Annotated in this window: 9 protein-coding genes; 4 read left to right on the forward strand and 5 right to left on the reverse strand. The window is 40.2% G+C overall.

Annotated features, from left to right (window positions below; translation table 11 throughout):
* Positions 1 to 4: 4 nt before the first annotated feature.
* On the forward strand, positions 5 to 2,206 hold the full coding sequence (locus tag Q1R07_RS10640) for a radical SAM protein (RefSeq protein WP_300489765.1): 2,202 nt from the start codon (positions 5 to 7) through the stop codon (positions 2,204 to 2,206).
* 4 nt (positions 2,207 to 2,210) lie between these two features.
* Here the strand turns inward: Q1R07_RS10640 and Q1R07_RS10645 are convergent, their stop codons facing one another.
* Both Q1R07_RS10645 and Q1R07_RS10650 read right to left on the reverse strand, forming a co-directional pair.
* On the reverse strand, positions 2,211 to 2,900 hold the full coding sequence (locus Q1R07_RS10645; protein ID WP_300489742.1) for a response regulator transcription factor: 690 nt from the start codon (positions 2,898 to 2,900) through the stop codon (positions 2,211 to 2,213).
* Positions 2,900 to 4,159 (reverse strand): HAMP domain-containing sensor histidine kinase, encoded by a 1,260-nt coding sequence (locus Q1R07_RS10650; protein WP_300489744.1) that lies wholly within the window; start codon positions 4,157 to 4,159, stop codon positions 2,900 to 2,902. Before Q1R07_RS10650 ends, Q1R07_RS10645 begins: the two co-directional genes overlap by 1 nt.
* A gap of 171 nt (positions 4,160 to 4,330) precedes the next feature.
* On the opposite strand from Q1R07_RS10650, the gene Q1R07_RS10655 reads away from it, so the two are divergent.
* Both Q1R07_RS10655 and Q1R07_RS10660 read left to right on the forward strand, forming a co-directional pair.
* Positions 4,331 to 4,741: a DUF1573 domain-containing protein gene (locus Q1R07_RS10655; RefSeq protein ID WP_300489747.1), complete on the forward strand. Its 411-nt coding sequence runs from the start codon at positions 4,331 to 4,333 to the stop codon at positions 4,739 to 4,741.
* Positions 4,742 to 5,083: 342 nt separating this feature from the next.
* Positions 5,084 to 6,547: an FG-GAP-like repeat-containing protein gene (locus Q1R07_RS10660; protein WP_300489750.1), complete on the forward strand. Its 1,464-nt coding sequence runs from the start codon at positions 5,084 to 5,086 to the stop codon at positions 6,545 to 6,547.
* Between the two features lie 87 nt (positions 6,548 to 6,634).
* Here Q1R07_RS10660 and rimO read toward each other — a convergent pair whose 3' ends face one another.
* The 3 genes from rimO to Q1R07_RS10675 form a co-directional block, all read right to left on the reverse strand.
* Positions 6,635 to 7,954 (reverse strand): 30S ribosomal protein S12 methylthiotransferase RimO, encoded by a 1,320-nt coding sequence (gene rimO, locus Q1R07_RS10665; protein ID WP_300489754.1) that lies wholly within the window; start codon positions 7,952 to 7,954, stop codon positions 6,635 to 6,637.
* A 176-nt stretch (positions 7,955 to 8,130) separates the two neighbouring features.
* Positions 8,131 to 9,666 carry an outer membrane protein transport protein gene (locus tag Q1R07_RS10670; protein ID WP_300489757.1) on the reverse strand — a complete coding sequence of 512 codons (1,536 nt, stop codon included), beginning with the start codon at positions 9,664 to 9,666 and terminating at the stop codon, positions 8,131 to 8,133.
* 34 nt (positions 9,667 to 9,700) lie between these two features.
* Positions 9,701 to 10,789, reverse strand: coding sequence for a hypothetical protein (locus Q1R07_RS10675; protein ID WP_300489760.1), 1,089 nt, complete (start codon positions 10,787 to 10,789; stop codon positions 9,701 to 9,703).
* Between the two features lie 101 nt (positions 10,790 to 10,890).
* On the opposite strand from Q1R07_RS10675, the gene proS reads away from it, so the two are divergent.
* Positions 10,891 to 12,369: a proline--tRNA ligase gene (gene proS, locus Q1R07_RS10680; protein WP_300489763.1), complete on the forward strand. Its 1,479-nt coding sequence runs from the start codon at positions 10,891 to 10,893 to the stop codon at positions 12,367 to 12,369.
* Positions 12,370 to 12,513: the final 144 nt, after the last annotated feature.

The raw sequence follows: 12,513 nt of genomic DNA on the forward strand, positions 1-12,513 counted from the left end.
GCCAATGAAGCCGACAACAATTTTTCTGATCACGCCACCTTTTACGCAGCTCAATACCCCATATCCGGGCACGGCCTACGTAAAGGGATTCCTGAATACCAAAAATATTTCCTCCTTTCAGGCGGATTTGGGTATTGAAGTTATCTTAAAATTGTTTTCAAAAGAAGGACTAACCCAAATGTTTGCCGAAAGCGAACAAAAAGCGGAAGCGTTATCGGATAACTGTCAGCGTATTATAGCGTTACAGGACGAATACATTAAAACAATTGACCCGGTTATTTTGTTTCTTCAGGGGAAAAATCCGACGTTGGCGCATTTGATATGCCAGGAAGATTTTCTTCCGGAAGCCTCTCGTTTTGCACAATTGGAAGAATTGGACTGGGCTTTTGGTACTATGGGTACTCAGGATAAGGCCAAACATTTGGCAACGCTTTACCTGGAAGATATTTCCGATCTGATCGTAGAATGCATTGATCCTAATTTTGGTTTTAGTCGTTATGCGGAGCGATTGGGACGTTCGGCCAATTCTTTTGACGAATTGTACAGCTATCTTCATCAGGAATACACTTATATCGATAAAATCACCTTACAGTTATTGGAAGAAAGGTTGAACGTAATAAATCCGAAAATTGTAGCTTTTTCAGTTCCTTTTCCGGGCAATTTGTACAGTGCCTTCCGATGTGCGCAATGGATTAAAAAGCACCGACCGGAAATTAAAGTAGCGATGGGAGGCGGTTTTCCGAATACCGAATTGCGATCCCTTAGTGATATACGGGTAATGGAGTTCTTTGATTTTATTACACTCGACGACGGAGAAGCACCGGTAGAAAATATGATCGCTTATGTGGATGGTAAAATCAGTAAGGAAGAACTGAAACGTACCTTTATACTGGACGAAGGCAAAGTGGTTTATATCAATAATACAGCCTGCCGGGATTACAAACAATCGGAAGTGGGAACACCCGATTATACCGACCTGTTGTTGGATCGTTATATTTCGGTTATTGAAATTGTAAATCCGATGCATCGAATGTGGAGCGACGGACGCTGGAATAAACTAACAATGGCACATGGATGCTATTGGGGGAAATGCACTTTTTGCGATATTTCGTTGGATTATATTAAAGTTTACGAACCTGTCGCGGCCAAAATGTTAGTGGACAGAATGGAGGAGCTGATTGCACAAACCGGGCAAAACGGCTTCCATTTTGTAGACGAAGCAGCACCACCTGCCTTGATGCGTGCGGTAGCGCTGGAAATATTAAAACGAAAATTGGCGGTGACCTGGTGGACCAACATCCGGTTTGAAAAAAGCTTTACAAAAGACCTGTGTTTGCTATTAAAAGCATCCGGTTGTATTGCTGTTTCCGGCGGATTGGAAGTGGCTTCCGACCGTTTACTGGAGTTGATTCAGAAAGGAGTAACGGTAGCTCAGGTAGCGCGGGTAAACCGCAATTTCACCGAAGCCGGAATTATGGTACATGCGTACCTGATGTATGGTTTTCCAACGCAAACGGCACAGGAAACTATTGATAGTCTGGAAATGGTACGGCAATTATTCGAACTCGGAATTTTACAATCCGGATTTTGGCATCAATTTGCGATGACGGCTCATAGCCCCGTCGGGATGTATCCCGAAAAATTTGGCGTACTAAAAGAAACGGAGGCAATCGGATCTTTTGCGAACAATGATATTGTCCATGTTGATAAAACCGGTACGAATCACGATAAATTCAGTTTTGGATTAAAAAAATCCTTGTTTAATTATATGCACGGAATCTGTTTTGATTACTCTTTGCAGGATTGGTTCGATTTTAAAGTACCACGAACAAAAGTTTCGCCGGATTATATTTATAATGCTTTACAGGATGAAGATACTTTTACCGTAAAACCAACGGCTAAAATTGTCTGGACAGGTGGCAAACCGGCTGTATCGTATTTTACCAAAAACAAAAAAGGAAGACAGTTCGAAATGGCGAGTCTGACTTTTCACGATAAAAAAGAAAGTTTTGCGATTCAGGTTAATAAAGATGATGCGGATTGGCTAACAGCAGTTTTGCCAAAAATTTCGGTTACTCAAAATAAAATACTGACATTTAACGAGGTAAAAGCCGATTATGAAAATACAGCTCGTGAAGATTTTGAATTGTTTTGGTATTCAAAACCAATTAATACCTTACGAAGCTCCGGTCTTCTGGCATTGTAGTACGTTAGGCTTTTATATTAAACTTAAAACCGATACCGTGTAGGTTTTCAATTTGTATACCATCTTCTTCCGATAACAATTTGCGAAGTCTGGAGATAAAAACATCAAGACTACGCCCCATAAAATAATCATCGGTACCCCATAAGGCCGTGAGTATCTGTTCCCGTTTTAGTACGGTATTTTTGTTATCCAGAAATAATTTTAAAAGCTCCGCTTCGCGTTGTGTCAGTACTGTTTTAGACGAACCTTTACTCAAGGTATAATTTTCAGCGTCAAACTGGAAAGCGCCAACAGTATAGCTGTTTTTTTCGGGTACCACTTTCTTTTGCGAGCGTTTTAGGAAAATCTCAATTTTTAGTAACAATTCCTCGATACTAAAAGGCTTTACAAGATAATCATCGGCACCTAGTCGTAATCCTTTAATCCGATCTTCTTTTAGTGTTTTAGCCGAAAGGAAAATGATCGGGATTTCCGTATCGATTTGCCGAATGGCGGCAGCCAATTCAAAACCGTCGATTTTCGGCATCATAATATCCAAAATACAAATGTCAAAGGAACCGGCTTTGAATTGTTCCAGACAATTTTCCCCGTTTGGACAATGAAAAACGTCATAACCGTTCAGTTCCAAATTATCTTTGGTTAGAAAAGCCAGGGTTTCATCATCTTCAGCGTATAGGATTTTATATTTTGACATTATTTTTCAGGTATTATCAGGGTTATGGTTGTTCCTTTTTCAAGGTGACTTTTGGCTGTTATTTTCCAGTTATGAAGCTTACAGATTTTATGTACATAGTACAATCCTAGTCCAAAACCGGTCACTTCGTTACTTTTCGTACTCGGAATCCGGTAGAATTTGTCAAATATAAAAGAAATATTTTTTTGAGAAATACCAATTCCGTTATCGGTAAATACCAGTCGGATGCGATGTGCTTCCCGACTAACCGTAATATGAATTTCCGGAGAGATTTCGCAATATTTTACCGCATTATCAATCAGATTGTACACGATATTGGTAAAATGGAATTCATCGCCATAAATCTGTAGCGATTCGTCCGGATTTGTCACTGTAATATGGGCTTCCGGATAACGTAATTGTATGTTTTCGGTGACATCCTGTAATACGGAAGCCAACAAAATGTCATTTTTTTGAAGTTTTAATGGCGTATCGTCCGACTTCGCAATATTCAATATTTTTTCGATATGATGGTTCAGTTTTTTACTCTGTTCAATAATGATAGCGGCATATTTATCCAGTTTTGGATCCTTTTGTATTGGTTCCTGTTTGCTGAGGTAATTTGAGGCAATCAAAATCGAAGAAAGCGGCGTTTTAAACTCATGCGTCATATTATTGATAAAATCGCGTTGCAACTCCGAATATTTTTTCTGCTGTAATAAGGTAAAAATAGAATATACATAGACAATCAGGATCACAATCAAGGCAAAAGAAAGCATAAACCAAAATTTCAGGGAACTGAAGAGATAGGAGGTTTCATTGGGAAAGCGAACCGCAAAATAATAAACCAGGTTTTTGTGTTTTGGAAAATAAACCGAATTTTCCTTTTTGGAAGTATCGCTAATCGCGACATAATTTCCATAAACCATCTCATCACTTTCGCAATTGTACATGGCATATTCGAAATCGGTGGTAATATTAAACTTTTTAAAAACCGTTTTTAAATAATATTCGAGTATTTCCGGTTCAAAATCATTGTCGACATTAACGATATAATAATCGTTTGAGACTTTATTAATCGGACTATTGGCCGGAAGTTCGTGATTCTTCCCTTCGTAAAGTTTTTTAGCGACTTCCAGTAATGCGATATGTACTTTCTGCGTGAACTTCTTCTCTTCCAGATTAAAAGCCTCTTTGGTCCAAAGCAATTGTGCGATGATAATCCCCACAATGGCTACCAATCCGAGAATAATAATACTGTTAAGTCGGTTAATTTTCAAAATCTGTACTGTTGAGTAGTGTAATATTACTGAAAAATATACTTTTTTTACCCTGTTAACAAGTCATTAACAAACTTTTAAAAACGGTTAACAGCAACCTTGGCAAGACTGAGATACTTTTGAACTATCACAATGAACCAACAAAATAATAATAATTTAAAATACAAAATTATGAAAATGATCAAACTTTCAGTTTTAGCATTAGCATTAGGATTAATGTCATTTGCCGGAAACCCGGTTAAAACAAACGAAACGGTAGCTGTTTCTGTAAACGCAGGATCACCAATCCAATGGAAAAGTGAGACAATCGATTTAGGAGAAATTCCTCAGGGAAAACCAGCTAAAATCGACTTCGAATTTAAAAACACTGGTAAAACTGCAGTGATCATCACAAATGTAAAAGCGTCTTGCGGATGTACGGCAACCGATTATACTAAAACGCCAATTGCACCAAACGGAAACGCAAAAATCACAGCTACTTTTAACGCTGCTGCAAAAGGGGTGTTTACCAAAACGGTAACGGTTACAACCAATGCAGAAGAAGCACCAAAAGTGCTTGTATTCAAAGGAACAGTTATTTAGTTCATAATTATTAGATTGAAATGCGAAAACCGCCTTGGAATTTCCAGGGCGGTTTTTTTATGCCCGATTGTTTCGGTAATTTATTTTCTCGACGCTGTGATATAATAAAATTGATTTGAAATTTTATTGCTGCTTATTTTAATTTTGTTATAATTAAATAATTTTAATTGTTAAAAAAATGAATATAGTTTAGTTTTTGGCTTTTTTGGTTACATTTGGAGGCGTACGCATAATTGTTTTTTTAAATGTAGCGGATGGAATAGGGGTGAGCAGAAATAAAGCAATTATAGGGTATCCGAAAATAACCCATTGAGAATTGCGAATCCCTAACCAAAATACCCTATGAAAAAAACACTACTTGCCATAACGCTATTAGGTTCCTTTAGCGCTTTTACCCAAAATTTTACACTGGTTTCAAACTCGGGAATTGTTCCGGTTCAGTACAGCACCTGCAAGTTTGCCGATATTGACGGCGATGGCGATCTGGATTTATTTGCCATGGGCGGAAGTCCGAATGCCGGTAGTAGTCGGATGTATAAAAACGACGGAACCGGTCATTTTACGCTTCACGATGATCAAACGTTTATAAAGTGCCGTGAAGGCGGTGCCGCTTTTGGCGATGTTAACGGCGATGGATTTCCGGATTTGATCGTTGCGGGAAGTGCAAATGGCGTTAATGCAAAATTATATCTGAATGACGGTGCCGGCAACTTTAGTTTGTCGCCAAATTCGAACTTTATCGGGACAATGAACGGTGATGTGAATATGGCCGATTTTGATAACGACGGTGATCAGGATATTCTGATAACCGGAATGTATACCAGTAATGGTTTTGCGATGGCATTATATACAAATGATGGAACCGGAATATTTACACGTAATCTTCAAAGCGGATTGGAATCGTACGGTATGTATCTGGCTTCTGTGGTGGTGGCTGATGTGAATGGTGACGGGAAACCGGATATTGTAACATCGGGAAAAGTAGGTATTAATGCTACGGCTACTAATATCAGAATATTTCTAAATCAGGGTGGTGGTGTTTTTGCGCATCATCCGCAACCGGCTATAACGGCTTTATTGGGAAAGGTGGCTTTGGCGGATGTGGATAACGATGGCGATCAGGATTTACTGATAGCCGGGAATATGCCTTCATCGTCCGGAAATCCGGCACTTTGGTTCCGTATGCAATTGTATTATAATGACGGAAATGCGAATTTTACAATGGCCGAAGGAATGCCATTTGTAGGGATAGGTGATAATTTGGCGATCGCTTTTGCGGATGTCAATAATGATGGTTACCAGGATATTCTTTCGATGGGACGGAAATATTCCGAAACCACAACTGGAAACAACATACAGGAGGCGAATTTATATTTGAATGATGGAACGGGTGGCTACATAAAAATGGAAGATATGCCGTTTACCTCGCATTCTACCGGAAATATTGTATTTGCCGATGTGGATAATGATGGTGATAAGGATGTTTTGATCACCGGTATTGGTACCGGAACGACAGCGGTAGCCAAATTATACCGTAATGGTCAGGTTTTAAATATTGATGATCATAATGCAAAAACGATAGCGGTTTATCCGAATCCGGTTCGTGATAACGTATATCTGACATTGCCAGATCAGGTTATTCAGGAAATCCAGGTATATACGCTTAGTGGAGCCTTGGTGGGAACCGAAAAACCAAATGCAACAATGGCTTCTTTAGACTGTAGTCGTTTGAGTAGTGGGGTGTATCTGCTAGCGGTAACAACAGTCGATGGAAATAAAAGCTGGACTAAAATCGTAAAGCAATAAAAAAACACACCTGACAGGTTTTTAAAACCTGTCAGGTGTTATAATTATAATTAAAAAAGCTGTCTAATTTTAGACAGCTTTTTGTTTTTATGCTTGTACCGGTTCCCCGTATAAGTCGAATTCTGTGGCATCCGTGATTTTGATCATTGTAAAATCACCGGTTTTTAAATAATGTTGCGTCGCATCGATCAACACTTCGTTATCCACGTCCGGACTGTCAAATTCGGTACGTCCGATAAAGTAACCACCTTCTTTACGATCGATGATACAACGGAACGTTTGTCCGATTTTTTCCTGATTCAGATCCCATGAAATTTGCGCTTGAATATCCATAATTTCAGCGGCACGTTGTTGTTTTACTTCTTCCGGTACATCGTCTTCCAACAAATACGCATGGGTATTCTCTTCGTGTGAATAGGCAAAACAACCCAAACGCTCAAAACGCATTTCTTCGACCCAGTTTTTCAGGATTTGGAAATCTTCTTCGGTTTCACCCGGATAACCTACGATTAGCGTAGTACGGATAGCCATTCCCGGAACCGCTTCGCGGAAATCTTTTAGCAGTTTGGTCGTTTTTTCATACGTTGTTCCACGACGCATCGATTTTAGAATATTATCCGAAATATGCTGTAATGGAATATCGATATAATTACAGATTTTAGGCTCGCGTTTCATCAAGTCCAACACATCCATCGGGAATCCGGAAGGGAAGGCATAATGCAAACGAATCCATTCGATTCCTTCCACTTGTACCAGATTTTCCAGTAACTCGGCTAAATTTCGTTTTTTATATAAATCCAACCCGTAATAGGTTAAATCCTGAGCGATTAAAATCAGTTCTTTTACACCTTTGGCGGCTAAACCTTCGGCTTCTTTTACCAGTTTTTCAATCGGTTGCGATACGTGTTTTCCGCGCATTAGCGGAATCGCGCAAAAACTACACGGACGGTCACAACCTTCGGCAATTTTCAGATAAGCATAATTTTTAGGCGTTGTCGTTAGACGTTCTCCTAAAAGTTCGTGCTTATAATCGGCTCCCAAAGCTTTTAAAAGCAAGGGTAATTCGGTAGTTCCGAAATAACGATCCACATCCGGGATTTCTTTTTCAAGATCCGGGCGGTACCGTTCCGACAAACATCCGGTTACAAAAACCTTATCTACGATACCCTGTTCTTTTTTGTCGACATACTCCAGAATCGTATTAACAGACTCTTCTTTGGCATTATTGATAAACCCACAAGTGTTGATCACAATAATGTTTCCTTCATCATTTTTAGGGGCTTCGTGTTGCACGTCCTTACCGCTGGCTTTTAACTGACCCATCAGTACTTCGCTGTCGTAAACATTTTTAGAACAACCTAAAGTGATGACATTGATTTTGTTTTTCTTTAAAGACTTGGTTCTCATAGAATTGAAAAATTGGAGTGCAAAATTACGTTTTTTATAATTAGCATCATCATCGTTAGGTGAAATTTATGATGTTTTACTATTTCTTATTGCTTTCGAGGCTATAATTTCCAGACGATTTGATACAAAAAAGGCGGCTTCTTATAGAAACCGCCTTTTTTTTTGTGTTTTTATTTTTAGAAACCAACCGTATAGGTAAGTGTAAAGGAATCTATTTTACTATTAATTCTTGCAGAATCGGTCATGCTGGATAATAATGGAACGTCCATTTCTCTTTGTGAATGACCATAGGCAAAATCCAATCGGGCAGAGCCAAAGTTATAACCAATACCGGCAGAATATCCTTTTAAGTCACCTACAATTTTTTCGTCTTTATACGGACTTTCTTCAAAACGGTACCCGCCGCGAAGGCTTACCTGTTTGATTTTGTATTCGGCACCCACGCGGAATTCCTGTGCGGTGGTTAGTGTATTTTTATAAACATCGTTTAAAGAACTATTATACGAATTGTTTGGTTTGAATTTGATATTGCTGTAATCTTTAACGCCATAATCAAAGCTGATCAAGCCGGATTTTCCGAAGATATACGCCAAACTTCCAGTGAATTTACCCGGTGTTTGAAGCGTATAAGTTGGATATACGTTTACGATATTCGGATTAAGCGAAGCCGATCGCGTAGCACCCGGACTTGTTGGTGAATTGGCCGGAGCAACATAAGTAGTGTATAAACTTTGTGACAATTCGTCTGTTAAACGATACCATGTTGGTGATTCGTAAGCCGCACCTAAACGCAATTCATCGGTAATTTTAGCGATAGCACCAATGTTAAACGAGAAACCACTTCCGTAGGTGTGTGTGTCATTGTTAAATTGAATCTGACGAATCGTAGCGTAATTCGGATCGGTGTTTACCGGGCCGTTATTGGATTCGTAAACCGTTGAGTTTTTAGTATAATCGGTAAAATGGGCATTCAGATTAAGTCCGATGTAAAGGCGGTCTTTATAGGAACTGGCAAAGTTAAAAGCCAGTTTTCCGTTATAACCGTTTGTGTTAACATAATTCTGATGCGCATAACTTCCGGTTTGCGGAACATTGGAAACATAGTTCGGGTTGTCCGGATTAAACGGATACGTGCTGGTGTCGATAAGATAGGTCTGGTAAGCTAAATAGGCCTGTTGATCCTGAAAGCTCAGTTCGTCATATCGGTAATTGTTGTCGATTACACCAACTGGTAAGCCATTAGCCTGATTTAAGAAAAACTGATCGATTGAACGGGTGCCGGTTCCTCTGTAATTAAAACTATTGTCAAAGTTATTGGCATTGTCATAGGCAATCCCGAAAGTGAATTTGGTCCATCCGCTACTAAGATCCTGATTGTGGAAAACAAAGATACCACCGGCCTGATTCAGGTCGAATGAAGTATCACGGTCATTTGTAGTTGTTCCGAAATAACGGGAATTACTTTTGGTACTTAACAAATTTAAAGTAGCCGCAGCAGTATTGTAGTTAAAGATAGCACCACCGGCCGGGTTAACATGTATGGCCGACATATCGCCACCAACGGCTCCAAAGGCACCGCTCATACCGCGGAATCGGGCAGTTCCGTTTAAATTGTCCATAGCATACCGCAGTCCGTCAGATGGAGCCAGCTCCTGTGCGGAGGCTATTACTGCGGATAGGGCAGTAATAGCTGTAAATATATATTTTTTCATGAGGATGTACTTTTTTAAAACTTACAGGATTTGATTAACGTCTTCCGCCACCGCCGGATCTTCCACCTCCGCCACCGCCGCCGAAGCTTCCGCCACCACGGGAACCACCAAAGTTGCCTCCGGAATTATTATAGCTTCGCGTAGGAGCAGAATAGTTACTGTTGCTACGGGTTCCGCTATTGTTGGAGTTGTTGTAATTGTAATTACGGGTTCCGGAGTTGTTGTTATTGTTGTTGTAATTATAATTACGGGTTCCGGAACTGTTAGTGTTGTTGTAATCCCGTGTAGCGCCATTGTTGTAATTTCGCGTTCCGTTATTATAGTTACGGGTTCCGTTGTTGTAATTGTTGTAATCTCTTGTTCCGGTACCATAAGTTCGGTTGAAGTCAACATCTCTGCGGCTGTTGTAATTACGGGTTCCGGCGTTATTGTATCCGTATACGGAGTTGTTGTATCGTCCGTTATAGTAGGCCGATCCGCCTCTTGGTCCGCCATTATAAACACGGTTGTTGTAGTAACCATTGTACCATCCTGGTCCATACCAGTTGTTCCAACCCCATCCCGGTCCGTACCAGTTATTCCAGCCCCATCCGTAGTTTGGTCCATACCAGGAATTCCATCCCCATCCCAGACCAATGCTCCATCCGGAACCGTAGTAACCGCCATTCCATCCCCATCCATAATAAGGAGTGTACCAGGAATTCCAGTAACCTCTGTTCCAGTACCATGGGTCGTTGTTGTATACGTTAACGGTAATATTACTTGAATTGTCACCCCATCCGGCATATCCGGTAGTACCGGCATACTGATCGCGGTTGGTGGTTACATTTGAAATAGAATCCTGCTGATCTTGAGAAGAGTAATTGTCCACATCTGTAAAAACACCGTTATTAGCATCTTTCTGAAGGTCGCTGAAGTAGTCTTTGTAATTATTGGCTTGCGCCATGTTCTGTTCGCTGTATCTGTTGTTGTAATCGCTTCGCGGTCTTTCAGAACCGTAAACACCGTCATGATCGTAGTAAGACGCGTTTTGGTAAGAACCACAGGAGGATACCACAAGTCCGAAGAATCCAATTACGGAGTAAATGGATAGTTTTCTGCTGGATAGGTAATAAGTTTTCATATCTCTGGGTATTTTTATTGTTGGACAACACAAAAATAGTTAGTTTTGTCAAACTATTTAGTTAAAATAAGTAAAACAATATTTGTGCCAAACTAATCAAAATGAGTAAGAACTTAACAAAACGATCAGAGGATTATTCGAAATGGTATAACGAACTGGTTGTCAAAGCAGACCTGGCTGAGAATTCAGGAGTTAGAGGTTGTATGGTTATTAAACCATACGGTTATGCTATTTGGGAAAAAATGCAAGCCGAATTGGATAGAATGTTTAAAGAAACAGGACATCAGAACGCATATTTTCCGTTGTTTGTTCCCAAAAGCATGTTTGAAGCCGAAGAGAAAAATGCAGAAGGGTTTGCGAAAGAATGTGCGATTGTAACTCATTATAGACTGACAAATGATCCTGAAAATAAAGGGAAATTAATAGTAGATCCAAATGCGAAGCTGGAAGAGGAATTGATTGTTCGTCCAACCAGTGAAGCAATTATCTGGAGTACGTATAAAGGATGGGTGCAATCCTATCGCGATTTACCGTTGTTAATTAACCAATGGGCAAATGTAGTGCGTTGGGAAATGAGAACGCGTTTGTTTTTAAGAACGGCCGAATTTTTATGGCAGGAAGGGCATACGGCACATGCTACCAAACAGGAAGCATTGTCGGAATCGGTACAGATGATGAATGTATATGCCGATTTCGCGGAAAACTTTATGGCTATTCCGGTAGTAAAAGGAATTAAAACGGAAACCGAGCGTTTTGCAGGAGCGGATGAAACCTATTGTATTGAAGCATTAATGCAGGATGGAAAAGCGTTACAGGCAGGTACGTCGCACTTTTTAGGGCAAAACTTTGCCAAAGCGTTTGATGTGAAATTTTCGAATGCCGAAGGGAAACTGGAACATGTATGGGGGACGTCATGGGGAGTATCTACCCGTTTGATGGGAGCCCTAGTAATGACACATTCCGATGATAATGGTCTGGTATTGCCGCCAAACTTAGCGCCAATCCAGGTGGTTATTGTTCCGATTCATAGAACCGATGAGCAATTGGAGGCAATTTCGGCTCAGGTAAACGAATTGGTGAAACAATTACGCAAACTGAAAATCTCTGTAAAATACGACGACCGTACGACGCATAAGCCGGGATGGAAGTTTAATGAATATGAGTTAAAAGGAGTGCCGGTGCGAATTGCTATTGGTCCGAACGATTTGGAGAATGGAACCTATGAAATTGCAAGACGTGACACGTTGACAAAAGAAGTGGTTGCTAAAGAGGGTGCGGTAACGTATATTCAGGACTTATTAGAGACGATCCAGGAAGAAATGTTTGCACGTTCGTTAGAATTCCGAAACGCGCATATAACCGAGGTAAATACGTTTGAGGAGTTTAAGGATGTGCTTGAAAATAAAACCGGATTTGTTTCGGCGCATTGGGATGGAACGGCAGAAACCGAAGAAAAGATTAAAGACCTTACCAAAGCTACGATTCGTTGTATTCCATTGGATAGAAAAGAGGAAGAAGGCAAGTGTGTGCTAACTGGTTCTCTTTCAAAAGGAAGGGTGCTTTTTGCAAAAGCGTACTAAAAAAAAATCGAAAAAAAATAGAGTTGTTCTTGCGAGATTGAAAAAATGTTGTACTTTTGCATCCGCAATAAAGCAATAAAGGTCCGTTCGTCTAGGGGTTAGGACGCCAGGTTTTCATCCTGGTAACAGGGGTTCGATTCCCCT

The organism is Flavobacterium sp., assembly GCF_030146175.1.
Classification (GTDB): domain Bacteria; phylum Bacteroidota; class Bacteroidia; order Flavobacteriales; family Flavobacteriaceae; genus Flavobacterium.

What these genes read in the sequence shown, in the direction of transcription:
- Q1R07_RS10640 (WP_300489765.1), top strand. Translation starts at nt 5, where the DNA reads ATGAAGCCGACAACAATTTTTCTGATCACGCCACCTTTTACGCAGCTC.
- Q1R07_RS10645 (WP_300489742.1), bottom strand. Translation starts at nt 2,900, where the DNA reads ATGTCAAAATATAAAATCCTATACGCTGAAGATGATGAAACCCTGGCT.
- Q1R07_RS10655 (WP_300489747.1), top strand. Translation starts at nt 4,331, where the DNA reads ATGAAAATGATCAAACTTTCAGTTTTAGCATTAGCATTAGGATTAATG.
- Q1R07_RS10660 (WP_300489750.1), top strand. Translation starts at nt 5,084, where the DNA reads ATGAAAAAAACACTACTTGCCATAACGCTATTAGGTTCCTTTAGCGCT.
- rimO (WP_300489754.1), bottom strand. Translation starts at nt 7,954, where the DNA reads ATGAGAACCAAGTCTTTAAAGAAAAACAAAATCAATGTCATCACTTTA.
- Q1R07_RS10670 (WP_300489757.1), bottom strand. Translation starts at nt 9,666, where the DNA reads ATGAAAAAATATATATTTACAGCTATTACTGCCCTATCCGCAGTAATA.
- Q1R07_RS10675 (WP_300489760.1), bottom strand. Translation starts at nt 10,789, where the DNA reads ATGAAAACTTATTACCTATCCAGCAGAAAACTATCCATTTACTCCGTA.
- proS (WP_300489763.1), top strand. Translation starts at nt 10,891, where the DNA reads ATGAGTAAGAACTTAACAAAACGATCAGAGGATTATTCGAAATGGTAT.